This is a genomic window from Microbacterium sp. NPDC077663 (genome assembly GCF_044542795.1).
Classification (GTDB): domain Bacteria; phylum Actinomycetota; class Actinomycetes; order Actinomycetales; family Microbacteriaceae; genus Microbacterium.
In genome coordinates, this window is the sequence record NZ_JBITVE010000004.1 from 63,587 (window position 1) to 88,682 (window position 25,096).

Genomic DNA, 25,096 nt, shown 5'->3' on the forward strand with positions numbered 1-25,096 from the left:
GGCAGCAGGCGGCGCTTTCGGCACGAACGCACGCTCTCGCGAACACGGGCGCAGCGCGCCCAGGCGGCTCAGCCCGCGGTGCGGCGGGCGTCCCAGCCGGTGCGCACCATCTCGTCGACGGTGTAGCGCATCTTCCAGTCGAGGTCGCGGGCGGCGAGCTCGCCGGTCGCGACGATGCGGTCGGGGTCGCCTGCCCGGCGCGGTGCGATCTCGGGGGTGAACGGGATGCCGGTCACGCGAGCGACGGCATCCATGATCTCGCGCACCGAGAGGCCGTTCTGCGAGCCCAGGTTGTACGCCGGTTCGACCGACTCGCCGGCGAGCAGGCGCTGCGCCGCGACGACGTGGGCCGCGGCGATGTCGGCGACGTGGACGTAGTCGCGGACGTTGGTGCCGTCGGGGGTGTCGTAGTCGTCGCCGTTGATCCGCGGGGTCTCGCCCTTCAGCAGCATCTCGAAGACGATCGGGAACAGGTTGTGGGGGCTCGTGTCGTAGACCGTCGGGTCGCCCGACCCGACGACGTTGAAGTAGCGCAGCGAGGTGTGACGCAGGGGCGCATCGGATGCCGCGGTCGCGACGCCCTGCGCCGCGATGAGCCACTCGCCGATGAGCTTCGACTCGCCGTAGGGCGACGCGGGGCGCTTGGGCAGGTCCTCCGTGACGAGCGGGACGTCGGGAGTGCCGTAGACGGCAGCGCTCGAGGAGAACACGATGTTCGTGACCCCGGCATCCGCCATCGCAGCGAGGACGACGCGCGTGCCTTCGACGTTCTGCTCGTAGGTGTGGAGGGGGCGCTGCACCGAGACGCCGGCGTACTTGAAGCCGGCGACGTGGATGACGCCCTCGACACCGTGGCTCCGAAGGGTTTCCGCGACGAGCGCCTGGTCGAGGATCGTGCCCTGCACGAAGGGAACGCCCTCGGGGACGAACGGCGCGTGCCCGCTCGACAGGTCGTCGAGGACCACCGGGTCGAGTCCCGCCTCGGCGAGAGCGCGGACGATGTGCGCGCCGATGTACCCGGCGCCTCCGGTGACGAGCCAACTCATGGTCCCGAGCCTACTGGCGTGGAACCGGCCGACCCGACCGACGGCGTCTCAGGACCCCAGCGCCGCGGCGACGACCTTGCGGGCCTCCTCCTGCACCTGCGCGAGGTGCTCGGGGCCCTTGAGGCTCTCGGCGTAGAGCTTGTACACGTCCTCGGTGCCCGAGGGGCGGGCGGCGAACCAGGCGTACTCGGTCTGCACCTTGAGTCCGCCGATCGCCGCGCCGTTGCCGGGCGCGTGCGACAGCTTCGCCGTCACCGGGTCGCCGGCCAGTTCGCTCGCCGAGACGGCGTCGCCCGACAGCTTCGACAGCGCGGCCTTCTGCTCGGGCGAGGCGGGCGCGTCGACGCGCTGGTAGGCGGATGCCCCGAACTCCGCTTCGAGCTCGGCGTACCGCTGCGAGGGGGTCTTGCCCGTCACGGCGAGGATCTCGGCGGCGAGCAGGCACAGGAGGATGCCGTCCTTGTCCGTCGTCCAGACCGTGCCGTCGGTGCGGAGGAACGAGGCGCCTGCCGACTCCTCGCCGCCGAAGGCGACGGAGCCGTCGAGCAGGCCCGGCACGAACCACTTGAACCCCACGGGGACCTCGAGCAGGGTGCGACCGAGCGACGCCGCGACGCGGTCGATGATCATCGACGACACGAGGGTCTTGCCGATGGCGGCATCCGCCGGCCACTGCGGTCGGTGCGCGTAGAGGTAGTCGATCGCCACGGCGAGGAAGTGGTTCGGGTTCATCAGGCCCGCATCCGGGGTGACGATGCCGTGGCGGTCGGCGTCGGCGTCGTTGCCCGTGAGGATGTCGAACTCGTCTCGGCGGGCGACCAGGGCGGCCATCGCCGAGGGGGAGGAGGGATCCATGCGGATCTTCTCGTCCCAGTCGAGCGTCATGAACTTCCAGGTCGGGTCGACCTCGGGGTTCACGACCGTGAGGTCGAGGCCGTAGCGCTCGCCGATGAGGGCCCAGTACTCGACCGAGGCGCCACCGAGCGGGTCGGCACCGATGCGCACGCCCGAGCGCGCGATCGCGTCGACGTCGATGATGGACGCGAGGTCGGCGACGTATCCCTCGCGGAAGTCGTACTGGCCGAGCGTCGCGTCGTCGATGTCCGCGTGACGGACGCGCTTCACGCCCTCGAGCCCGGCCTCGATCAGCTGGTTCGCGCGGTCGGCGATCCAGCCGGTCGCATCGGTGTCGGCGGGGCCGCCGTGCGGCGGGTTGTACTTGAACCCGCCGTCGCGCGGCGGGTTGTGCGAAGGGGTCACGACGATGCCGTCGGCACGACCGGCATCCGACTCGTCGCGCCCCTTGTTGTAGGTGAGGATCGCGTGGCTGAGCGCCGGCGTCGGCACCCACGAGTCGCGGCTGTCGACGCGCACGTCGACACCGTTCGCGACCAGGACCTCGATCGCGGTGTGCTCCGCGGGCAGCGACAGTCCGTGCGTGTCGCGACCGAGGAACAGCGGACCGGTGATGCCCTGCGCCGCGCGGTAGTCGACGATCGCCTGCGTCGTCGCGAGGATGTGGTCCTCGTTGAAGCTGCGCGACAGCGACGAGCCGCGATGGCCGCTCGTCCCGAAGGCGACCCGCTGCGATGCGACGGCGGGATCGGGCTTCAGGTCGTAGTAGGCGCCGATGAGGGCGTCCACGTCGACGAGGTCAGAGGCTTCGGCTGGCTGTCCTGCGCGGCTCATTCGCCCAGTCTGCCAGGGAACACCGCCGTCGGCGGCCGCGTGTCGCGGATCGACGGGGAGCGCTCAGGCGGGCAGGCGTCCCGTGTCGGTGACCATGTCTCCGGCGCGCTCGGTGAGGGCGTCAAGAACCGCGCGCAGCGCCGGCGAATCCGACATCGTGCGCCGATGGATGACCGAGACCGCCCGCGTCGATTCGGGCGAGGCGGTGGGCACGGCGACGAGGTCGGGGCCGAGCGGCGGGCGGCCGAGCCGCGGCACGAGGGCGACGGCGATGCCCGCGCGAGCGATCTCGAGGTGGTTCTCGAACTCCATCGACTCGTGCACGATCCGCGGGGCCCCGCCGACGCCGTCGAACAGCCGCCGCAACCACTGCCGACAGATCGTGGACTCGAAGGTCGCGACCCACGGTTCTCCGCCGATGTCCTCCGGGCGCAGTTCGGCGCGGCCCGCCAGCGGGTGATCGCGGTGCAGGATCACGTCGGCGACGTCGGTGAACAGCGGCACCTCGACGAGGTGGTCCGGGATCGCCAGGGCGACGTTGCCCCAGCGGTGCACGAGTCCCACGTCCCGCTGCCCCGAGGCGACGAGGGCGATGGTCTCCCAGGGTTCGCTCTCGCGCAGCGGCAGTCGCAGATCCGGATGCCGTTGGCCGAGGTCCGCGAGGACCGGGACCATGACCCCGCGCACCACGGTCGAAAATGCGGCGATGTGGATCTCGCCCGAGACGCGGCCCGGATCCGCGCCGCCGTGCAGGTCGGCGCGCACCCGCTCGAGGTCGGCGAGGATCGGCGTCGCCGAGACGACCAGCCTGGTCGCCGCCTCTGTCAGCACGACACCGCGTCCGACCCGTTCGAGCAGGGCGACGCCCGTGTCGCGTTCGAGCCGCTTGATCTGCTGCGACACGGCCGACGGCGTGTACCCGAGGGCGTTCGCGGCGGCGGCGACGCTGCCCTCCGTGGCGACACTGCGCAGCGAGACGACGGCCTCGAGATCGATCATGAAGCGATGCTACCGAGTCATGTCATCGAATGATCGCTTGTCCTTCATGGATGCCGCGCGCTGGACTGATCCCGTGACCCGACGTGACATGCTCCTCGCCGCCCTTGTCGCCTCGCTGTGGGGCCTGAACTTCGTCGTGATCGACTGGGGGATGAGCGGCATCCCGCCCCTGCTGTTCGTCGCGATCCGCTTCGCCGTCGTGGCGCTCGCCGCCGTCGTGGTGCCACGACCCGCGACCGGCTGGCGCGTCGTGGTCGGTGTCGGGCTCTTCATGAGCCTCGGCCAGTTCGCGCTGCTCTACTCCGCGCTCGCGCTCGGACTCAGCCCGGGGCTGGCGGCTCTGCTGCTGCAGGCGCAGGCCGTGTTCACGATCGTGCTGGCCGCGGCCGCCCTGCGCGAGCGCCCGTCGGTGCCTCAGGCGGTGGGCGTGACCCTCGGCGTCGTCGGTCTCGCGATCGTCGCGGTGTTCCGCGGCGGCGACGCGCCCGTGGTCGCCGTCTGCTTCGCGCTGGCGGCGGCGCTGTCGTGGGCGGTCGGCAATGTCATCTCGCGCCGCGCGGGCGTCGTGACCGGGGTCGGGCGCGGCGGCACGCTCTCGCTGACGGTCTGGTCCTCGCTCGTGGTGCCGGTCCCGGCCGTCGCGCTGTCACTGGTGGTCGACGGTCCCGCCGCGATCACCGCGGGTCTTGCCGCCATCGGCCCCGCGGCGGTCGTGTCGACGGTCTACACCGCCGGACTCTGCACCCTGTTCGGGTACGCCGTCTTCAACGGACTGCTCGGCCGCAACCCGTCGGCCGCAGTCGTCCCCTGGATCCTCCTCGCCCCCGTCGTCGCGATGGCTTCCGCCGCTGTGCTTCTGGGCGAGACGCCGAGCGTCGGTGAGGTCGTCGGCGGAGCCGTGCTCGTCGCGGGCGTGCTGGTCACCGGCATCCGTCGTCGGGCCCAGACGGCGCGGCCGGTGTCGAAAGGGGCGCCCATTAGGCTGTCGGCGTGACACCCGAGCCCCCGGCCACTCCCACTCGTCGCACGTACAGCTTCCTGGGACCCGCCGGAACCTTCACCGAGGCCGCCCTCGCGCAGGTCCCCGAAGCCCGCGACCAGAACTGGCGCCCCGTCCGCAACGTCGGCGAGGCGCTCGCCGACGTCGTCGAGGGCAGGTCGGATGCCGCGATGATCGCGATCGAGAACTCGGTCGACGGCGGCGTCTCGACCACGCAGGACGCCCTCGCGACGGTGCCGGGTCTGCGCATCGTGGGGGAGTACCTCGTCCCCGTCGAGTTCGTGCTGGTCGCCAAGCCCGGCGTGCGGCTCGAAGACGTCTCGCTGATCGCCGCGCACCCCGTCGCCTACGCGCAGTGCCTCACGTGGCTCACGCAGGCGCTGCCCGAGCACGCGCACATCCCGGCCTCGAGCAACGTCGCCGCCGCGGTGGGTCTCATCGACGGCGGGATCACCGCGGATGCCGCGATCGCGCCCCCGGGCATCCTGAAGCTCCACGATCTCGACCTGCTCGCCGAGAAGATCGGCGACAACCCGCACGCCGTGACGCGGTTCGTCCTCGTCAGCCGGACGGCGCCGCCGCCCGCGCCGACCGGGGCCGACAAGACCTCGCTCATCGTCGAGCTGCCCGAGGACCACCCGGGCGCCCTGCTCGAACTGCTCGAGCAGTTCGCCACCCGCGGCATCAACCTCTCGTTGCTCGCCTCGCGCCCGATCGGCGACGAGCTCGGCCGGTACCGCTTCGTCATCGACGCCGACGGGCACATCGAGGACGAGCGGATGGCCGACGCCCTCCTGGGGCTCCGCCGCTTCTCGCCGCGGGTGCTGTACCTCGGCTCCTACCCGCGTGCGGACCGCGCGATCGTCCGCTACCCCGAGCGATACTCCGACGAGGTCTTCGTCGAGGCGCGCGACTGGTTGCGCGGCCTCGTCTCGGGCGAGCCCGAGGCCTGACCCGCCTCCCGCGCGGTCAGGCGGCCAGCAGCTCCAGCGTGCGGATGCGGGAGGGCGCGGCATCCATCGGCTCGTCCTCGGTCGCGGCCGCGACGGGCGAGACCATGACTTCGTCGACGCCGTGACGGGCCGCGAACGCGGCGAGCTCGGCGCGCACCTCGGACCCGGTGCCCACGAACCAGCGGGAGAGCATCGCGTCGAGGAGGGGACCGGCGAGCCCGTCGGATGCCTCGGCCGTCGCGGCCTGCTCGACGGTCTCCAGTGCGGTGAGGGGCTGTCCCGACCGCAGTCGGGACATCATCCGAGCCTGCGGCAGGGCCGCGGCGCGCGCCTGCTCGTCGGTCTCGGCGACGACGGCGTTCGCCGTGACGAACGTGCGCGGCTCGGCGAGGGTCTCGGACGGCTGGAACTGCCCGCGGTACAGCTCGAGCGCCCGCTCGAGGCCGTCGCCGGAGAAGTGGTTCGCGAAGACGTAGGGCAGGCCCATCCCCGCCGCGAGCTGCGCGGAGTAGTCGCTCGACCCGAGCAGCCAGACCTCGGGGGCTCCCGTCGATGCGGGGGTCGCGCGCACGTCGTACGTGCCGCCCGACGTGAACCGCAGCGTCGCGCCCTCGGCGGACACGAGCGAGCGGATGTCGGTGATGTGGTTCGGGAACCGTTCCACGTCGCTGGTGGTGCCCGACTGCCGCAGCAGTTGGGTGATCACGGGGTCGGATCCGGGCGCGCGCCCGATGCCGAGGTCGATGCGACCCGGGGCGAGCGCCTCGAGGGCCGCGAACTGCTCGGCGACCACGAGCGGCGAGTGATTGGGCAGCATGACGCCGCCCGATCCGACGCGGATGCGGCGGGTGCGTGCGGCGGCGGCGGCGATCAGCACGGGGGGAGTGGTCGAGGCGACCGCGGGCATGTTGTGGTGCTCCGCGAACCAGTAGCGGAGGTAGCCGAGTTCGTCGGCGCGCTGGGCGACGGCGAGCGAGGCGGCGATCGCCTGGCTGCTGGTCTGCCCCGTGCGGACGGGGACGAGGTCGAGGACGGACAGTGCCGGGATCGCGGTGCTCATATCGCACACTGCAACCGGCGCGGCTCGCCGCGCATTCCGAGCTGCGGTCGATCAGGCCGAGTCGCGCCAGACGACCGGGCACGCAAGGACCGTCCCGCCGGCATCGGGATCCTCGCCGCGCAGCTGTCGCAGCACCGACTCCGCCGCGGCGCGGCCGAGGTCGCCGGCCGGCTGGTGCACGGTCGACAGCGGCGGATCGCAGCGCAGCGCCCAGGAGCTGTCGTCGAAACCGACGATGCCGATGTCCTCGGGGATGCGCCGACCGGCGGCCTGGAGGACGTCCATCGCGCCGGCCGCGACGGCGTCGCTGGAGGCGAACACCCCGTCGATGTCCGGGGCGCGATCGAGGAGAGCCCGCATCCCGGCCTGTCCGTCGGAGTAGGAGTACAGCGGTACCGATTCGACGAGGCTCGGCTCGAAGCGGGAACCGAGGGCGTCGACGAATCCGGCGAGGCGGTCGGACCCCGAGTCGCGGTCGAGGGCGGAGGCGATCATGCCGATGCGCTTGCGGCCGGTGGCCGCCAGGCGCGTCGTGATCTCGCGCGCGGCTCCGCGGTTGTCGATCGCGACGTAGGCGGCGTCGCCGATGTCGCGGGGATGGCCGACGAAGGCGGCCGGCAGTCCCAGGTCGGCGACCGCGCGCGTGATGGGGTCGCCCACCCGGGCCGAGACGATGATGACCCCGTCGATGAGACCACCGCTGAGGTAGCGGGCGAGGCGTTCGATGTCGCGGGTGGTGTCGGCGATCATGAACGACAGCTGGTAGTCCGCCTCCGAGAGGGCGGCATTCGCGCCGAGCAGGATCGACCCGATGTTCGGGTCCTCGACGAAGAGCGAATGCGGCTCGTGGACGATGAGGCCGATCGCCTGCGAGCTCTGCATCACGAGGCTCCGCGCGGCGCGGTTCGGAACGAACCCGACCTTTGCGATCGCCGCCTCGATGGCTTCACGCGCTTCGTCCGAAACGTAGGGCTGACCGTTGAGCACACGGCTGACCGTGCCGCGCGAGACGCCCGCCTCGGTCGCGACGTCCTTGACCGTCGCACGCCGGCGTCGTCCCACGGTGTCTGTGCGATCGATGCTCACGCGTTCATCGTATGTGCACGCACACAACGCCGATATCCCCGGCGATGTCGTAATTGACAGGCATCCACCGGCGATCTACTCTGTACACGTTCACAGAGCCTCAACGCGGAGGAACACCGCGCAGACCTGTGCACGTTCACAGGATCCAGAGGAGAACATGTCGGTCCCGGCCCGCCCCTTCGAGCACGACGGCATCGCGTTCGGTTGCGACTACAACCCCGAACAGTGGACGCCGGACGTCTGGGACGAGGACATCGCGCTCATGCGCGAGGCCGGCGTCGACCTGGTCGCGATCAACATCTTCGGGTGGGCGCACATCCAGCCGCGCGCGGGGGAGTACGACTTCGCCCGCCTCGACGACATCATCGCCAGACTGCACGCCGCCGGCATCCGCATCAACCTCGGCACCGGCACCGCATCGACGCCCGCGTGGCTGACCACGGCGCACCCCGAGATCCTCCCCGTCGTCGACGACGGCACGCGGCGCTACCCCGGCGGTCGCCAGGCCTGGTGCCCGAGCTCGCCCCGCTACCGTGAGGCGGCCCTCGCCCTCGTCGACGCCGTCGCCGCGCGCTACGGCTCGCACCCGGCCGTCGCGCTGTGGCACGTCTCGAACGAACTCGGATGCCACAACGCGCTGTGCCACTGCGACGAGAGCGCCGGCGCCTTCCGCACCTGGCTGCAGGCGCGGTACGGCACGGTCGCCGAGGTCAACCGCGCGTGGGGCACCGCGTTCTGGAGCCAGACCTACTACGAGTGGGACGAGATCCTCACCCCGCGGGCGACCCTCTCGAGCCGCAACCCCGGTCAGGTCCTCGACTTCCACCGATTCAGCAGCGACGCCCTGCTCGAGCACTACCGCGCCGAGGCCGACGCCATCCGTGCGCACAGCGACGTGCCGATCACGACCAACTTCATGGTCACGGCGCACATCGAGAACCTCGACTACTGGTCGTGGGCGGACGAGATGGATATCGTCGCGAACGACCACTACCTCGACCACCGCCTCGGCGACCCGCGCTCCGAGCTCGCGTTCGCGGCCGACCTGTCGCGCGGTCTCGGCCAGGGGGCTCCGTGGATCCTCATGGAGCACTCCACCGGCGCCGTCAACTGGCAGCCGCTCAACAAGCCCAAGGCGCCGGGCGAGATGATCCGCAACTCGCTCACCCACGTCGCGCGCGGCGCCGACGGCGTCTGCTTCTTCCAGTGGCGCGCCTCGGTGCAGGGCAGCGAGAAGTTCCACTCCGCAATGCTGCCTCACGCCGGCACCGACTCCGCGGTCTGGCGCGAAGTGGTCGAGCTCGGCGGCATCGTCGACCGGATCGGCGAGATCGCGGGCTCGCGCGTCGAGAGCGACGTCGCGCTCCTCTTCTCGTGGGAGTCCTGGTGGGCGAGCCAGAGCGAGACCCGTCCGACCCAGTCGCTCGGCTACCTCGACCAGGTGCACGCCTCGTACCGCGCCCTCCACGCGAACGGTCTGACCGTCGACGTGGTCGCCCCCGGCGCCGACCTGTCCGCGTACCGTTTCGTCGTCGTTCCGGGCCTGCACCTGATGGCAGAGGCGGATGCCGCGGTCCTCACCTCCTGGATCGCCGCCGGTGGCACGGCCCTCATCACGTTCTCGACCGCCATCGTCGACCATAACGACCGCGTCTACACCGGCGGCTACAGCGGACCGCTGCGCGAGGCCCTCGGCCTGCACATCGAGGAGTTCGCCCCGGTCGCACCCGAGGCCGCGCTCACCCTGAGCGACGGGTCCACCGCGCGGCTGTGGTCCGAGCGCTCGCGCGCGACGACCGCCGAGGTCGCGGCATCCTTCACCGACGGCCCCGCCGCGGGGATGCCGGCGCTCACCCGCAACGCCTGGGGCGGCGGGACCGCGCACTACCTCGCGACCCTTCTCAGCGACGCCGACTACCGTGACCTGGTGTCGCGCCTCGCCGCCGACGCAGGCGTGGCGCCCGCCGCTCCCGCCCAGTCCGGCACCGGCGATCTCGAGATCGTCCGGCGCCGCGGTGAGAGCGCGTCCTATCTCTTCGTGATCAATCACGGCGAGACCGATGTCCACGTCGACTCCGACGGCGTGGACCTCGTGACCGGCGCAGACGTCGCCGGCCACGTCACCGTGCCCGCGGGCGCGGTGCGCATCATCAGAGAGGAGGCGGCCGCATGACCGCCACGGAACTCCTCGTGACGCGTTCGTCGGCGAAGCCGTCGCGCGCGAAGCGGATCCCGCGGGCGAAGACCCCGCACAAGGGGGCTATCGCGGTCTTCACCGGACCGTTCGGCATCCTCTTCCTGCTCTTCTACCTGATCCCGATCGGCTATGCGATCTGGCAGTCGCTCCTGGTCGTCCAGCGCGACGGGCTCTACGGCGAGCCCACCGAGGTGTTCGGCGGGCTGACGCAGTACATCCAGGTATTCCAGAACGCGCCGTTCTGGGAGTCGGTCGGCCGCGTGCTGCTGTTCGGCGTCGTGCAGGTCCCGGTCATGCTCGGCCTCGCGTTGCTGTTCGCGCTGCTGCTCGACTCGCCGGTCCTGAAGGGCAAGCGCTTCTTCCGCCTCGCGTTCTTCGCGCCCTACGCCGTGCCCGGCGTCATCGCGGCGATCATGTGGGGCTTCCTGTACTCGCCGAACCTGTCGCCGTTCACCGACGTGACGCGCAGCGTCGACTTCCTCTCGCCCGAGATGGTGCTCTGGTCGATCGCGAACGTCGTGACCTGGGTCTTCGTCGGCTACAACATGCTGATCATCTACTCGGCGCTGCTGGCGATCCCCGCCGAGGTGTACGAGGCGGCACGCCTCGACGGTGCCGGTCAGATCCGCATCGCCTGGTCGATCAAGATCCCGATGGTCGCCCCCGCGATCATCCTGACCGCAGTGTTCTCGATCATCGGCACCCTGCAGCTGCTCGCAGAGCCCCAGGTGTTCCGTTCGTTCAGCTCGGCGGTCTCGTCGACCTACACCCCGAACATGACGATCTACGCGACCAGCGCCGTCCCGAACCCGTACCTCGCAGCGGCCTTCTCGGTCGTGCTGGCGCTGGCCACCTGCATCCTGTCGTTCGCGTTCTTGAAGCTCACCCAGCGGAAGGCCGAGCAATGAGCCTCCTCACCCGTACGAACGGCGCACTGGCGACGGACCTGCCGAAGAGCCGGGGGCCGCGCGAGAGCATCCTGTCGCGCACCGCCGCACTGCTGGTCATGGGCGTGTTCACGCTCTACTTCCTCGTGCCGATCTGGTGGCTGTTCATCGCCTCGACCAAGGACCGCGGTCAGCTCCTCACGACCAACGCGCTCTGGTTCGCCGATGGGAACCTGTTCGCCAACATCGGCGACCTCGTCTCGTACAACAACGGCATCTACTTCCGGTGGCTGCTGAACAGCCTCGCCTACGCCGGTCTCGGGGCGCTGCTGGCCACCGTCTTCGCCGGCATGGCCGGATACGCGCTCGGCAAGTACAACTTCCGCGGCCGGGAGGCGTTCTTCAACATCGTGCTCGGCGGTGTCCTGGTCCCCGCGACCGCCCTCGCCCTCCCGCTGTTCCTGCTGTTCAGCCAGGTGAACCTGACCAACACGTTCTGGTCGGTGCTGCTGCCCAGCGTCGTCAGCCCGTTCGGGGTGTACCTCGCCCGCATCTACGCGTCGTCGTCGGTGCCGGACGAGCTGATCGAGGCCGCCCGCTTGGACGGCTCCGGCGAGGTGCGGACGTTCTTCACGGTCTCGTCGCGTCTCATGGCGCCCGCGCTCGTGACGATCTTCCTCTTCCAGTTCGTCTCCATCTGGAACAACTTCTTCCTGCCGCTGATCATGCTGCGCAGCCAGGAGCTGTTCCCGGTCACCTACGGCCTCTACACGTGGAACACGCAGCTCAACCAGATCCCCGAGCTGCGCACCTACGTCCTGGTCGGCGCGTTCCTGTCGATCGTGCCGCTCATCGTCGCCTTCCTCTTGCTTCAGCGCTTCTGGCGCAACGGACTCGGCACCGGTTCCGTGAAGTGAGTTCCCGCCGCGGGCGGACCCCGCGGCATCCCTGCAGTACCTGTTCCTGTCACACCCGATCAACGATCAGATTGGAAATCCCATGCAGCACACCAAGAAGGCAGTCGTCGCCGGCGTCGCACTGCTCACGGCGTTCACCCTGGCCGGCTGCGCCGGCGGCAACGGCGGCTCCGGCACCGGCAACGGCGGCGCTGCCGACCCCGCGGCCTGCGCCCCGTCGGACGGCGAGGTCACTCTCGACTTCACCTCGTGGATCCCCGGCATCGAGGACGTCGTGAAGATGTGGAACGACGAGAACCCCGACATCCAGGTCAAGGTCCAGACCGGCCCGAACGGCAACTCCGGCACCTACTCGAGCTTCTTCAGCCAGCTCGAGGCCGGCAATGCGCCCGACCTCGGTCAGATCGAGTACGACGCGCTGTCGAGCTTCCGCGTGCAGGACGGTCTCGAGGACCTCTCCGCGTGCGAGGATGTCGCCGCCGCAAAGGACGAGTTCATCCCGTGGACCTGGAACCAGGTCACCCTCGGCACCGACGGCGTCTACGGCATCCCGCAGGACTCCGGCCCCATGGCGCTGTTCTACCGCTCCGACCTGTTCGAGCAGAACGGCATCGACGTCCCGACCACGTGGGACGAGTACAAGGAGGCCGCCAAGAAGGTCCGCGAGGCCGGTGGCTACATCACCAACTTCTCGACCGCCGACATCAACCAGTTCGCCGGCTTCGTCTGGCAGACCGGCGGCGACTGGTTCTCCAACGACGGCAGCTCGTGGAAGGTCAACCTGACCGGTGACCAGTCCAAGACGGTCGCGGACTACTGGCAGGAGCTCATCGACGAGGACCTCGTCTCGACCTACCCGGCCTGGACCGAGGAGTGGAACAACGCCTACAACTCGGGCGAGGTCTGGACCTGGAACTCGGCCGTGTGGGGTGCCAACTCCATCTCGTCCGGCGCTCCCGACACCGCCGGCAAGTGGTCGGTCGCCCCGTCGCCGCAGTGGGAGGCGGGCGAGAAGGCCGCCGGCAACTGGGGCGGATCGTCGATCGCCGTCTTCAAGGGCACCGAGCACCCGTACGAGGCCGCGAAGTTCGCGCTGTGGCTGAACACGTCGGACGAGGCGCTCACCGCCCTCAACGAGTCGGCGAACATCTACCCCGCCACGACGAAGGGTCTGACCCTCCCGTCGCTGCAGGAGGGTGTCGAGTTCTACGGTGGCCAGAAGATCTACGACGTCTTCGCCGAGGCCGCGGCTCAGGTCAACCCCGACTTCGTGTGGGGCCCGACCATGACGCAGACCTACGCCGACGTCTCGGACGGCTTCCAGAAGGCCGCCACCGGCCAGGGCACGCTGTTCGAAGCGCTCGAGGGGGCGCAGACCAAGACGGTCGACGCCCTCAAGGCGCAGTCCATCCCCGTCTCCGAGTGACCGCTCGCTGACACAGGTTCACGGACACCACGCATCCGCGCCGCGGGTCGGGCCTTCGGGCTCCGATCCGCGGCGCGGTCGCGTGCAGGCTCAGGACTCGCGCGAAGCCTGCTTGACCTTCTCGTAGGCGTCGAGCGCGTTCTGCCGGGTCGCCTTCAGATCGACGATCGGCTGCGGCGGCTGCCCGTCGGCATCCCGGTACTCCGGAGCCCACCGGCCGATGTACTCGCGCTGCTTGTCGAACTTGTCGGCCTGCAGCTCCGGGTTGAAGACGCGGAAGTATGGCGCCGCGTCGGCACCCGAGCCGGCGACCCACTGCCAGTTGAAGGGGTTGCTCGCCTCGTCGGCGTCGACGAGGCAGTCCCAGAACCACTCCTCGCCGCGGCGCCAGTCGATCATCAGGTTCTTGATGAGGAAGGATGCCGTGACCATCCGCACGCGGTTGTGCATGTAGCCCGTCTCCCAGAGCTCCCGCATCCCGGCATCCACCATCGCGTACCCCGTCCGGCCCTTCTGCCACGCCTCCAGCGCGGTCGGCTTCAGACGCGGCCAGGGGAAGGCGTCGAACTCCCGTCGCAGGTTCTTCGTCGCGAGGTCGGGGAAGTGGTACAGCGTGTGCCAGGCGAACTCGCGCCAGCCGATCTCCGACAGGAACTGCGACGACCCCGACGTCTCCACGGCGGCGTGCCAGACGGTGTGAGGGCTCAGCTCGCCCCAGCGCAGCCGAGGCGAGAGCATCGAGGTCGCGCCCGCGGCCGGGCGGTCCCGCGCCGAGCCGTAGTGGCCCAGGTCTTCGTCGAGGAACTCCCGCAGACGGCGTCGTGCCGCAGGTTCCCCCGGCTCCCAGGTGTCGCGCAGTCCCTGCGCCCAGTCCGGGGCGGTCGGCAGCAGCTGCCAGTCGTCGAGGTCGTCCGAGGCCGGGTAGCGCGAGGGCCCGGGCACCTCGCGCGGCTCGGGAAGGGGAGCGCGCGGGGCGGGCTGCGCGAGGCACGCCCGCCAGAAGGGACTGTAGACCGAGAAGTGCCGGCCCGATCCGGTCTGGATGGTCCACGGCTCGAACAGGACGGATGCCGCGAACGACGCGGCCTCGACGTCACCCTCCCGCAGGTCCGACTTCAGCCGGGCGTCGATCTCCCGTTCGGAGCCGCCGTAGCGCCGATTCCAGAAGACGGCGCCCGCTCCGATGTCGCCGACGACGTCGCGGACGACCCGATCGGCGGGTCCGCGGCGGAGGATCAGCCGCGACCCGCGCTCCGACAGACGCTCCGAGAGCGACGCGAGCGAATGGTGCAGCCACCAGCGCGCCGCTCCGCCGAGGGGACGGATGCCGTCGGACTCCTCGTCGAGCACGTAGAGGCCCACGACGGGCTCGCCGCGGTCCAGTGCGGCACGGAGAGCGGGGTGATCCGCGAGCCGCAGATCGTCGCGGAACCAGACGAGGGAGGGGGACGCCATGCCTTCATCCTGGTCACCCCGGGCAGGCCGCCGCCGCCCCTTGCATTCCGGCGCGGAATGTCTCAGACGGCCTCGACGGAGTGCCCGCTCGGGATGGCGAGGGTGAGGCCGCCCGCGATGACGCGGACCGCGATCCGGGTCGCCTCGCCGAACTCGTCGCCGTCCAGCTGCACCGGGTGTGCTTCCTCGGCGGCCAGGTCGATGCCCTTGCCGCGGGAGTAGCGGACCGAGTTGTCGGCGGTCCGCAGCGAGAGGATCTTGCGGCCGGTGCGGAACTTGCGGAGCACACTGTTGTCCCACGCCAGGCGCCGCCAGACGAGCAGCCAGCCGAACGCGGACCGCGGCTGCAGGATGGCGACGTCGAGCTCGCCGTCGGTGATGGATGCCTCGGGGATGAGTTCGAGTCCCGCCTGCAGCGAGCCGCAGTTGGCGAAGAGCACACTCTGCACGTCGGCGCGGTGGATCCGGTGCCCCGGCACCTGATAGACGACGGGGAACGGTTTGGCCTGTGCGATCGACCGCGCGGCGCCGTCGACGTAGGCGACCCAGCCGACCTTCTTCTTGAGGTCGCTGTTGGTGTTGGCGATCATCGCGGCGTCGAGGCCCATGCCGCCCATGACGACGAACGCGTGCTCCGCGGTCTCGCCGTCGGGTCGGCGCAGCTGGGCGAGACCCACGTCGATGGCCAGGGTGTCCCCGTCGAAGGTGGCGGCGATCATCGCGGCGGGGTCGTCGAGGGGGAGGCGGAGGTTCCGGGCGAGGAGGTTGCCGGTCCCGCTGGGGACGATCGTGAGCGGAACGGGCGAGCCGGTCATCGCTTCGCTCACCGCGCGGACGGTGCCGTCGCCCCCGGCGACGAGGACCGCATCGACCCCTTCCTTCAGGGCCTGGCGGGCGACGTCGTCGCCCAGGTCGTCGACGGTGGTCTCGTAGAAGAGGGGCTCGGACCAGTCGGCATCCTTCGCCATCTGCGCGACCTGCTCGCGCAGGGCGTCGCCGTCGACCTTGATGGGGTTGTAGACGAGCGCCGCCTTGGGGCTCGGGCGTCCCTCCTCGTCGGGCATGGGCTCGGTCGACCCACGGCGATCGACACGGCGGGCCTCGCCCGACTCGTCGCTGTCGGTGTCGGCCGGGATGTCCTCGGGCTGTCGGATGACGCCGTCGGGTTCGGCCGCAGCCGCCGGGTCGTGCGCGTCGTCGGAACCGTGCGTCGTGCCGGGGTCGGTCGCCATGCGTACAGGATAGGGCCCCGCGCCCATGCGCCCGTGCCCCCTTGCGCTCGCACGATCCCCGCACCAGGACAGGGCTCGCGGACCCCACGACTAGACTCGAGGGGTGATCGATCTCGCACTTCTCCGTGACGCCCCGGACCTCGTCAAGCGCTCGCAGGAAGCCCGTGGCGAGTCTCCCGACACCGTCGACGCCGCCCTCGCTGCCGACCGCGAGCGCCGTGCCGCGATCACCGCCTTCGAAGAGCTGCGTGCGGAACAGAATGCGCACGGCAAGCGCGTCGCGAAGGCGCCGAAGGAGGAGAAGGCCGCCCTCGTCGCCCAGGCGAAGGATCTCAGCGAGCGGGTCAAGGCCGCGCAGCAGGCGGTCACCGTCGCCGAGGAGGCAGCCTCGGCCGCCCTCGCACGCATCGAGAACATCGTCATCGACGGCGTGCCCGCCGGGGGTGAGGACGACTTCGTCACCCTCCGAACGCACGGCGAGCCCGTGACGTTCGACTTCGAACCGCGCGATCACCTCGCCCTCGGCGAGATGCTCGGCGCGATCGACACCGAGCGCGGCGCGAAGGTGTCTGGCGCGCGGTTCACGTTCCTCACCGGCATCGGTGCACGCCTCGAGCTCGCCCTCATGAACCTCGGCCTGCAGCGTGCGCTCGAGGCCGGTTTCATCCCGATGATCCCGCCGACGCTCGTGCGCGCCGAGGTCATGCGCGGCACCGGATTCCTCGGCCAGCACGCCGACGAGGTCTACCACCTCGACGACGACGACCTCTACCTCGTCGGCACCAGCGAGGTGCCCCTCGCGGGGTACCACATGGACGAGATCCTCGACCTCGAGAAGGGCGCGAAGCGCTACGCCGGCTGGTCGACGTGCTACCGCCGCGAGGCGGGCTCCTACGGCAAGGACACCCGCGGCATCATCCGCCTGCACCAGTTCAACAAGCTCGAGATGTTCGTCTACACGACACCCGACGACGCCGAGGCGGAGCACGTGCGTCTCGTCGAGATGCAGGAGCGGATGCTGCAGGACCTCGGGCTCTCCTACCGCGTGATCGACGTCGCCGCCGGCGACCTCGGCTCCTCGGCCGCCCGCAAGTACGACGTCGAGGCGTGGGTCCCGACGCAGGGCGCCTACCGCGAGCTCACGTCGACGTCGAACTGCACCACGTATCAGGCGCGTCGCCTGGACATCCGCTACCGCCCCGAGGGCGGACGCACCGCTCCCGTGGCGACTCTGAACGGCACCCTCGCGACGACCCGCTGGATCGTCGCCCTGCTCGAGACGCACCAGCGCGAAGACGGCTCGGTCGTCATCCCCGAGGTCCTGCGCCCCTACCTGGGCGGCCTCGAGGTGGCGGAGCCGATCGCGTGAGTGCGGACGACGCCCCGCTCACCGGCGAGGTCAGCGCGGTTCCCGCTGAGGACGCCGCCGACGTCGTCGACCAAATCGCGACGGATGCCGCCGAGCCCCCGCGCGAGCGACTGCTCATCGCGCTCGATGTCGACGGGACCATCCTGCTCGAGGACGAGACCTACAGCCCGGGCGTGATCGACGCGGTCGCCGACGCGCAGCGTGCCGGACACGAGGTCATGCTCGCGACGGGACGCTCGTGGGAGGGCACCCGTCACGTCCTGGAGGCACTGGCGCTGACGCCCGAATACGTCGTGTGCTCCAACGGTGCCCTCATCCTGCGCCGCACCGGGCCCGCCGGGAGCATGGCGTACGAGCGGTTCCACACCGAGGAGTTCGACGCGACCGAGGTCCTGACCCTCTTGCGCGACCACCTCCCGACCGCCCGCTACATGGTCGAGCTGCCCGACGGGCGACGGCTCTACACCGACCGGATGGACGAGTGGAACGTCTCGCGCGCCGAGCAGGTCCCGTTCGAGGAGCTGTCCGCGCAGCCCGTCTCGCGCGTCGTGGTGGTGTCCGAGAAGGGCACCGACCAGGACTTCCTCGACCTCGTGTCGCGGATCGGCCTGAACGAGGTCTCCTACGCCGTGGGGTGGTCGGCGTGGCTCGACATCGCGCCGCAGGGCGTCGACAAGGCGACGGGTCTCGAGATGGTGCGCGGCTGGCTCGGCGTCGCGCCGTCGAACGTCGTCGTCATCGGCGACGGGCGCAACGACATCGGCATGTTCCGCTGGGCACGGGCCCACGGCGGCCGCGCGATCGCGATGGGGCAAGGCCCCGACGAGGTGACCTCAGAGGCGTCGGAGCTCACGGCATCCGTCACCGAGGGCGGCGTCACGGCGGTGCTGAAGGCCCTCTGACCGGCCCGTTCAGGCCCTATCCAGGCGCGCCCGCGAGAATGGACGGGTTCTGGGGTCGGTTAGACTCGGCCTGTTCGACCGAGGCCAGCTGCGCGGTCGGGAGGGTTGTCCGAGCGGCCGAAGGATCCGGTCTTGAAAACCGGTGGGCAGCAATGTCCCGTGGGTTCGAATCCCACACCCTCCGCACTGTCCGAAAGGTGATCCGTGAGCGCAAGGCATGACGCGAAGGCGACGAAGTTCCGCCGTCAACCCGTCGCCCGTCACGGAGCGCTCACCTCACCGCATCCGCTGCGCCAGGTCTTCACGATCCTCGCCGCGTTCGTCGCCGTCGTGCTGGTCAGCACCGTTGCGATCGGCGGGTTCTACGTCTGGGATGCCGCGCGCAGCCTCGACGAGAACGGCGTGACGATCGGCGACGACGCGCCGCTGCCGCCCCACATCGGTGAGATCGAGGGCGGCGTCAACATGCTCATCGTCGGCACCGACTCGTGCGAGGGTCAGGACCTGAAGCTCTTCCCGCGCTGTGCGCACGACGACGGCGGCGAGCGCAACGACGTCACGATGCTCGTGCACATCAGCGACGCTCCTCGCCGCGTGACCGTCGTGTCGTTCCCGCGCGACATGATCGTGCCGATCCCGGCGTGCGAGCAGCCGGACGGCAGTTCGTCCTCCCCGATGAGTGCGCAGATGATCAACACGTCGTACAGCTACGGCGGGCTGAGCTGCTCGGTGGCGACGGTCGAGGAGCTGACCGGCGTCGACATCCAATTCGCCGGCGCCATCCGCTGGACCGGTGTGATCAACATGTCCGACGCGATCGGTGGTGTCGATGTGTGCCTCAGCGACGACATCAAGGACAGCCACACCGGCCTGGATCTCGCGGCCGGTGAGCACACCCTCGTGGGCGCCGAGGCGTTGCAGTTCCTCCGCATCCGTCACGGCATCGGCGACGGATCGGACCTCGGTCGCATCTCGAACCAGCAGCAGTTCATGAGCTCGCTCGTGCGCAAGCTGCAGTCGGGCGAGGTGCTCTCGAACTACCCGGCCCTTCTGAACCTCGCCAACACCGCGCTGCGTCAGGTCAATGAGAAGCAGCTGATCCTCAGCGAGTCGCTCACCAACCCGCAGCGGATGGTCCAGATCGCGATGGCCGTGGCGGACGTGCCGTACAAGGACATCGTGTTCGTGCAATACCCGACCGTGTACGCACCCGGCGGTGCCCGCGTGCTGCCGGTGACGTCGGCAGCCGACGTGCTCTTCACGGCGCTCGCCGAGAACAAGCCGATCCGCATCACGGGTGCGGCGAGCGGCGGGAACGGCGTGGAGGTCGTCGGCGAGGCCGGCGATCCGAACGCGACACCCGACCCGACGGGTACGGCGACCCCTGGTGCGACGGAGACCCCGCCCGCGGGCGAGGACGGCACCGTCGACCTGCCCGGCGAGATCACGGGCCAGTCGGCCAACGAGGTCACCTGCACCGTTGCGCAGCGCTGAGCCCGGTTCGGCGGCGCGTCGCGGAGCGGTTATGCTTGCGTGGTGCATCCGCGCCGCCCGCGGTCGGATGCCTGGAGACGTCGCATAGTCAGGCCTAGTGCACCACCCTGCTAAGGTGGAGTCCCCTTTAGGGGACCGAGGGTTCAAATCCCTCCGTCTCCGCCACGATTTTCGGCCAGAGATCGTTGATTTTCCGCGGTTCTCAGTTCGGCCATCATGGCGAGTATGGCGCTTATGCCCACGTTTTGCCCACATTTGGGTAACTCCGAGCTGATCTGGCTGATGTTCTGGCCGGCATCTCCCGCATTCTTTGACCTGTCCGGCTGTCGAGGATACTTCGGCTCCACGTCGGGCCAACGGCTTTCGCGGCATGTCCTCCCTCGCCGCGCTCACTCTGACCGGCCCCTGGGGTGCAGCCGAGAGGAAAGCCGCGATGCGCACGTGACGGTCGCCGGCCTTCCAGGCTGCATTGGCGCAGCTTCGGCGACCGCGGCGGCGGCCGCAGCGACGGCGGCAGCCGCGTCGACCTCGGCGGCGGTCGAATCGGTGCGCTAGTCATCACGCGCCGAAGAGGCCCGCAATGAGCTCGACGATGCGCGCGGCCGTCTCGATGCTCTCCACGATGCTCGTCGTGGCCGCCTTGAGGTCGCTCAGCGTCGTCTGGACCTGGCGCATAGTGTCCCTCAGGAGTGCGGCCGCCTGCGGTGCCATGAGGATGAGCGCAGGGACAGTCCAGCGGGAGTGCCGCGGGTCTCCGTCCCGGCGTTAGTTAGGACGTTCGTTGGGGTTCAGGTTCGTAGTCGTCGAGGCCCCTATGCGCGAGGTCTCAGAAACCGTGAACGAAGGGCTCGGTGTCCCAGGGTGGGACAGTTGGCCCGCTGCGCACCGAGGAAGGGAACGCAACCGAAAAGGATCGTTTTCGAGCGCACAGCGAGACTGACAGTGAATCGCACGCCAAAACGTCGGTCAGAATCCGGTTTCGGCGTGGGTTATCGGCGGGGAACTGAGGCGACAAAATGACTACGCTGTGGCTTGGCTGACGGACTAAGGCCTGGGTCGTCGTAGGTGCCCCGCGGTGACGTTTAGGACGCTGATGCGTAGCCGCGGTTGAGAACGAATCGCTGTAGTGCCGGGACCGCGGCACCGCGGCACCATTCTTCGTTCGAGTCGGTGGCAATGGTCACAGGGACGTGGGATGCTCGGGGGTCCCGGTGCTGGAGGATTCCTGCTTCGACAGTAGGGAGAGTGGCTTTGATGAGCCCAACTCCCTCACCTCCGACTATGACAAGCTCCGGTGCCGTGAGGTTCGCGACAGCCGCGACGAGTTTGCCGAAGGCCAGCGCGGCGCGCGCGAAGATGGTCCTGACTGCCTCGTCATGTTGGTTATGGAGTTCGAGCAGGCTGTGCCAGGGCTGATGTTGTCCGAGAGCTTCCGCTGCTTGGCGCTCAATGAACGGCGTGGTCAACATCGATTCGGCACACCCACGGTGTCCGTGACTGCAGATGGGGCCGAGGGGATCCAATGGCCAATGGCCGACGAGGCCGACCCCCGAGTCGGGGGAGAGAAGCGGAGCGCCGTTCGCGACGCACCCGTAGCCCACGCCGACGCCCAGAGTCAGGACGGCGAAGCTATTGTGTCCCGAGCCTTCTCCGAACCAGTGCATCGCACGCGTGTAGGCCTCCAGGTCGTTCGCACACGCGGTTCGCAGTCCGCTTGCATCCTCGACCATGGCGGCGAGGGGAACTGCGCTCCACTTCAAGAACGGCGCGGATTCGATGAGGTCATCGTCCCCCACCACCCCGCCGACGGCGATCCCGACGCCATCGAGCACAAACTCGTTAGAGAAGTCTGAGGCGAGACCGACGACGCCGTCCGCGACCTCCTGAGGGTCACCGTTGTGCTTCAGGATCCGTATCGGGGTCACCGATTCCCCTCGTAAATTCACCACCACCGCGGTCAACGTGTCCACAGACACCTTGACGCCCAAGAAGTGATGTGAGCCGGCAACCACGTCGAGGAGCGTGGACGGCCTTCCTCGACCCTCCACGATCTGACCAGACTCCACCAGCAACCCCCCGGCGATCAGCTCTGAGCTCGCCCGCGTCAGGGTGGCCGGCGCAAAGTTCAACCGCCGGGCAATGTCGGTTCGGCTGAGCGGGCCATGGAGAAGCACCTCTAGGGCGACTTCCTGTGCTGCTCTATCGCGCGGGTCCCAGACCATCGTTTCTTCGTCCGTGAAGCAAATGTTGTCGAAGCCGACGATACATCAGGTACTTGCGTAGCTTTAACTTCATATGTTCAAATAATTGAGCGGTCCAGTAACCGCCCGAAATGGAGACTGCAATGAGGCAAACACGTTTCGCTTCCGCCGGCGCGCTCGTCGCTGTGGGAGGCATCATCCTCGCTGGATGTTCGTCTGCGAACGCGCCGTCTGAAGACATCACGCTCACGTTCTGGGGGACGTACGGCAACGGAGGCAACAGCGCTCAGACGGAGGTGTTGGAGAACGAGCTGATTCCCGCGTTCGAGGAAGCCAACCCGGGCGTGTCGGTGAACTATGTCGACATGCCGTACGACGGTCTCAAGCAAAAGCTGACGACCAGCGCAGCCGGGGGAGAGCTACCGGATCTGATCCGCTCTGACATCGGCTGGGTGTCCCAGTTCGCCGAGCTCGGCGTATACCGCAAGCTCAATGGCGAGATGCCGGACTTCGAGAAGCTGGCCGCCGAGGTCTATCCAGGCACGCTTGAAACGACAGCGTGGAACGGCGACTACTACGGCCTCCCGCTAAACACCAACACCCGCGTCCTGGTCACCGACAAGTCCGCGCTCGAGGCCGCCGGGATCGATGCACCCCCGGCGACCTTCGACGACCTCCGCGAGATGGCAAAGGCTCTGGAAGGAACGGACGTCGCCGCGTTCGCGGACAGCGGGCTCAGCGCGTGGAACGTCATGCCATGGATCTGGTCCGCCGGGGGAGACATCGCCGATCCCGACCTGACCAAAGCAACCGGCTACCTGGACAGCCCCGAAAGCGTGTCGGGTGTGCAGCTCTTGGTGGACCTGTACCAAGCAGGACAGATCCCCAACCTGATCACCGGCAACACAGGTGCAACGTCCACCAGCGACGGGCTCCCGACGAACGCCTACGCGAGCATTCTGGACGGTCCTTGGATGCAGGACATCTGGGCAGGACAGTACCCCGACTTCGAGCCGATCTACGCGCCCGTGCCCGCAGGCGACGGGGGATCCATCAGCGTCGTTGGCGGCGAGAGCATCGTCGTGACGGAAGGCACAGCCCATGCTGACGCGGCGTACGATTTCGTCGCCTTCACCCAGTCGGAGGAGTATCAGCTCGGGATGGCTCAGGCGGGCCAGATGTCGGTCAAGCCGTCGCTGGCGGAGAAGCAGGCCGAACTCGTGCCCTACTTTGACGCATTCGCGGACCAGCTTGAAACCGCACGGGCTCGACTCCCGATCCCGCAGGCCGGGGAAGTAGACACCATCCTCAACACGGAACTCGTCCCCGCCTTCGAAGGAACGACCACAGTGGAGGCGGCCCTCGCCTCGGCCGCGGCGCGAATCGATGAGCTACTCGCGGAGAACCAGAACTAGTGACCGCTCTCACCGCTGAGCGGGAGGCGCGCGTCGCCTCCCGCTCAGTTCCCACAAGGCATCGTCGACGACGCTTCGACGCTACGCCGTGGCTGTTCATCCTGCCGGGCGCGATTCTGTTCGCTGTCTTCATCGTCTATCCGATGATCCAGGCCGCCCAGATGAGCCTCTACGACTGGAACATCCTCCGCGGAGCTGCGAGCGAGTTCGTCGGCTTCGACAACTACATCCGCGCCTTCGACGACGACCGGTTCTGGTTGAGCCTGGCGAACAGCGGGATCTACATGCTGTTCACCGTGCCACCCCAGATCATTCTCGGGCTGGCGATCGCCATGCTGCTGCGATCCAAAGCACCAGCACAGCCTCTCTTCCGTGTGCTGTTCTACCTCCCGGTGGTGACGAGCTGGGTCGTCGTGTCTTTGCTGTTCAAGTACCTGTTCGCCGACCAGGGACTAGTGAACTTCGTGCTCGGGTCCGACACCTCGTGGCTCTCGAACCGGTGGACTGCGCTCGTCGCCATCTGCGCGCTGGGCGTATGGAAGGGCATCGGCTGGTCGATGATGATCTTCCTAGCAGCGCTCCAGGGTGTCCCGCAGTCGCTGGAGGAAGCGGCAGCGCTTGACGGTGCGAACTGGTGGCAGCGGTTCCGAGCGGTCACCGTACCTGCCATCTGGCCGGCGATGCTGTTTGTCATCGTCATGCTCGTCATCGGAGGATTCAACGTCTTCACATCCGTCCTGCTGATGACCGCAGGGGGCCCGGGCGGCCAGACGGAGGTCCTGCTCACCTTCATGTACCAGCAAGCCTTCTCGAACCTCGACTTTGGCTACGGAGCAGCTCTGGCAGTTCTCCTCACCCTCCTCGTCTTCATCTTCTCCGTCATCCAGCTGAGGGTCTTCCGTGACCGAACCGACGAGGAACTGTCATGAGCCGCCGGCAACAGGGGGCCCGTGCGCTCACAGCCCTTCGCGTCGCTGCGCTGATCGCGGGTGCGACGGTGATGACAACGCCGTTCCTGTACATGCTGTCGACGTCCTTCAAGCCGCAAGCATTCGTGCTCACGACACCGCCGCAATTCATCCCGGACCCCTTCACCTGGGGCAACTACGCGCAGGCATGGACGACGCAGGACTTCGCTCGCTACGCCGCCAACTCCGTCATCGTCGCCGTGGTCTCGACGGCACTGTCCGTGCTGATCAGCTCGATGATGGCCTACGGATTCGCACGATTTGAGTTCCGGGGCCGCGAAGTGCTGTTCCGGGTCCTCCTGATAGGACTCATGGTCCCGGCGATGATGCTCATCATCCCGCAGTTCGTGCTGGCGAAGTACTTCAACCTTCTCGACTCCCTCGCGGGGCTCATCGTGTTCTACGTCGCAGGGTCCCTTGCCCTCAACGTGTTCCTCCTTCGAGGATTCTTCGCCGCGCTTCCTGGAGAACTCGATCAAGCAATGCAGATCGACGGCGCGAACGCGTGGACTCGCTACTGGCGGCTCGCGATCCCGCTCGCGCGACCGGCGCTAGCAACCGCGACGATCTTCACGTTCCTGGCGAGCTGGGACGAATTCGCGTGGGCTCTCACAATCATCAACAACCCCGACAACCGGACGTTGCCGATAGCGATTCAACTTTTCCAGGGACAGAACGCCACCCAGTGGGGCCTCGTCTTCGCAGCTTCGGTGATCGCCATCGTCCCTGTGATCGTCGTCTACCTCGTGTTCCAACGCCACTTCGTACAAGGCCTCACCTCGGGGGCCGTCAAAGGATGA

20 protein-coding genes and 2 tRNA genes are annotated in these 25,096 nt (G+C 68.8%); 14 read left to right on the forward strand and 8 right to left on the reverse strand.

All coding sequences use genetic code 11. The features are described from left to right. Positions 1–68: 68 nt before the first annotated feature. The 3 genes from galE to ACIGEP_RS16215 all read right to left on the reverse strand — a co-directional run bounded on the left by galE (position 69) and on the right by ACIGEP_RS16215 (position 3,734). Positions 69–1,046 (reverse strand): UDP-glucose 4-epimerase GalE, encoded by a 978-nt coding sequence (galE, locus tag ACIGEP_RS16205; RefSeq protein WP_396662673.1) that lies wholly within the window; start codon positions 1,044–1,046, stop codon positions 69–71. 48 nt (positions 1,047–1,094) lie between these two features. Continuing rightward, positions 1,095–2,735: a phosphoglucomutase (alpha-D-glucose-1,6-bisphosphate-dependent) gene (gene pgm / locus ACIGEP_RS16210; protein WP_396662674.1), complete on the reverse strand. Its 1,641-nt coding sequence runs from the start codon at positions 2,733–2,735 to the stop codon at positions 1,095–1,097. A gap of 63 nt (positions 2,736–2,798) precedes the next feature. Further along, positions 2,799–3,734 (reverse strand): LysR family transcriptional regulator, encoded by a 936-nt coding sequence (locus ACIGEP_RS16215; protein WP_396662675.1) that lies wholly within the window; start codon positions 3,732–3,734, stop codon positions 2,799–2,801. Positions 3,735–3,807: 73 nt separating this feature from the next. On the opposite strand from ACIGEP_RS16215, the gene ACIGEP_RS16220 reads away from it, so the two are divergent. Both ACIGEP_RS16220 and pheA read left to right on the forward strand, forming a co-directional pair. Beyond that, on the forward strand, positions 3,808–4,728 hold the full coding sequence (locus ACIGEP_RS16220; protein WP_396662676.1) for an EamA family transporter: 921 nt from the start codon (positions 3,808–3,810) through the stop codon (positions 4,726–4,728). Then, entirely contained in the window at positions 4,725–5,687 is a 963-nt protein-coding gene (gene pheA, locus ACIGEP_RS16225; RefSeq protein WP_396662677.1) for a prephenate dehydratase, read from the forward strand. Before ACIGEP_RS16220 ends, pheA begins: the two co-directional genes overlap by 4 nt. A 16-nt stretch (positions 5,688–5,703) precedes the next feature. On the opposite strand, the gene ACIGEP_RS16230 is transcribed toward pheA, so the two are convergent. After that, on the reverse strand, positions 5,704–6,747 hold the full coding sequence (locus tag ACIGEP_RS16230; RefSeq protein WP_396662678.1) for an LLM class flavin-dependent oxidoreductase: 1,044 nt from the start codon (positions 6,745–6,747) through the stop codon (positions 5,704–5,706). A 51-nt stretch (positions 6,748–6,798) separates the two neighbouring features. Then, positions 6,799–7,833, reverse strand: coding sequence for a LacI family DNA-binding transcriptional regulator (locus ACIGEP_RS16235; protein WP_396662679.1), 1,035 nt, complete (start codon positions 7,831–7,833; stop codon positions 6,799–6,801). Between the two features lie 157 nt (positions 7,834–7,990). On the opposite strand from ACIGEP_RS16235, the gene ACIGEP_RS16240 reads away from it, so the two are divergent. The 4 genes from ACIGEP_RS16240 to ACIGEP_RS16255 all read left to right on the forward strand — a co-directional run bounded on the left by ACIGEP_RS16240 (position 7,991) and on the right by ACIGEP_RS16255 (position 13,260). After that, complete coding sequence (locus tag ACIGEP_RS16240; RefSeq protein ID WP_396662680.1) at positions 7,991–10,006, forward strand: beta-galactosidase; 2,016 nt, start codon at positions 7,991–7,993, stop codon at positions 10,004–10,006. After that, the gene (locus ACIGEP_RS16245; RefSeq protein ID WP_396662681.1) at positions 10,003–10,938 is read left to right on the forward strand and encodes a carbohydrate ABC transporter permease; all 936 of its coding nucleotides are present in this window, start codon (positions 10,003–10,005) and stop codon (positions 10,936–10,938) included. Before ACIGEP_RS16240 ends, ACIGEP_RS16245 begins: the two co-directional genes overlap by 4 nt. Next, on the forward strand, positions 10,935–11,834 hold the full coding sequence (locus ACIGEP_RS16250) for a carbohydrate ABC transporter permease (RefSeq protein WP_396662682.1): 900 nt from the start codon (positions 10,935–10,937) through the stop codon (positions 11,832–11,834). Before ACIGEP_RS16245 ends, ACIGEP_RS16250 begins: the two co-directional genes overlap by 4 nt. Positions 11,835–11,916: 82 nt before the next feature. Continuing rightward, positions 11,917–13,260 carry an ABC transporter substrate-binding protein gene (locus tag ACIGEP_RS16255; RefSeq protein ID WP_396662683.1) on the forward strand — a complete coding sequence of 448 codons (1,344 nt, stop codon included), beginning with the start codon at positions 11,917–11,919 and terminating at the stop codon, positions 13,258–13,260. Between the two features lie 90 nt (positions 13,261–13,350). Here ACIGEP_RS16255 and ACIGEP_RS16260 read toward each other — a convergent pair whose 3' ends face one another. Together ACIGEP_RS16260 and ACIGEP_RS16265 are read right to left on the reverse strand one after the other, a co-directional pair. Then, a complete protein-coding gene (locus ACIGEP_RS16260; protein ID WP_396662684.1) occupies positions 13,351–14,715 on the reverse strand; it encodes a cryptochrome/photolyase family protein in 1,365 nt (454 codons plus the stop codon). A 62-nt stretch (positions 14,716–14,777) separates the two neighbouring features. Continuing rightward, a complete protein-coding gene (locus ACIGEP_RS16265) occupies positions 14,778–15,947 on the reverse strand; it encodes a diacylglycerol/lipid kinase family protein (protein WP_396662686.1) in 1,170 nt (389 codons plus the stop codon). 103 nt (positions 15,948–16,050) lie between these two features. Between ACIGEP_RS16265 and serS the strand changes: the two genes are divergently transcribed. From serS to ACIGEP_RS16290, 5 genes are all read left to right on the forward strand, one after another. Continuing rightward, complete coding sequence (gene serS / locus ACIGEP_RS16270) at positions 16,051–17,316, forward strand: serine--tRNA ligase (protein WP_396662687.1); 1,266 nt, start codon at positions 16,051–16,053, stop codon at positions 17,314–17,316. Continuing rightward, positions 17,313–18,218, forward strand: a complete 906-nt coding sequence (locus ACIGEP_RS16275) for an HAD-IIB family hydrolase (protein ID WP_396662688.1) — start codon at positions 17,313–17,315, stop codon at positions 18,216–18,218. Before serS ends, ACIGEP_RS16275 begins: the two co-directional genes overlap by 4 nt. A gap of 99 nt (positions 18,219–18,317) precedes the next feature. Then, a tRNA-Ser gene (locus ACIGEP_RS16280) sits at positions 18,318–18,402 on the forward strand. Positions 18,403–18,422: 20 nt separating this feature from the next. After that, the gene (locus tag ACIGEP_RS16285) at positions 18,423–19,712 is read left to right on the forward strand and encodes an LCP family protein (RefSeq protein ID WP_396662689.1); all 1,290 of its coding nucleotides are present in this window, start codon (positions 18,423–18,425) and stop codon (positions 19,710–19,712) included. Positions 19,713–19,785: 73 nt separating this feature from the next. Then, positions 19,786–19,877: transfer RNA gene (locus ACIGEP_RS16290), tRNA-Ser, on the forward strand. A 917-nt stretch (positions 19,878–20,794) separates the two neighbouring features. Here the strand turns inward: ACIGEP_RS16290 and ACIGEP_RS16295 are convergent. Continuing rightward, entirely contained in the window at positions 20,795–21,934 is a 1,140-nt protein-coding gene (locus ACIGEP_RS16295) for an ROK family protein (RefSeq protein ID WP_396662690.1), read from the reverse strand. 122 nt (positions 21,935–22,056) lie between these two features. On the opposite strand from ACIGEP_RS16295, the gene ACIGEP_RS16300 reads away from it, so the two are divergent. From ACIGEP_RS16300 to ACIGEP_RS16310, 3 genes are read left to right on the forward strand one after another with little or no spacing between them, the layout of a single operon-like run. Continuing rightward, entirely contained in the window at positions 22,057–23,328 is a 1,272-nt protein-coding gene (locus tag ACIGEP_RS16300; RefSeq protein WP_396662691.1) for an extracellular solute-binding protein, read from the forward strand. Continuing rightward, a complete protein-coding gene (locus ACIGEP_RS16305; protein WP_396662692.1) occupies positions 23,328–24,257 on the forward strand; it encodes a carbohydrate ABC transporter permease in 930 nt (309 codons plus the stop codon). Before ACIGEP_RS16300 ends, ACIGEP_RS16305 begins: the two co-directional genes overlap by 1 nt. Next, positions 24,254–25,096: a carbohydrate ABC transporter permease gene (locus tag ACIGEP_RS16310; protein ID WP_396662693.1), complete on the forward strand. Its 843-nt coding sequence runs from the start codon at positions 24,254–24,256 to the stop codon at positions 25,094–25,096. Before ACIGEP_RS16305 ends, ACIGEP_RS16310 begins: the two co-directional genes overlap by 4 nt.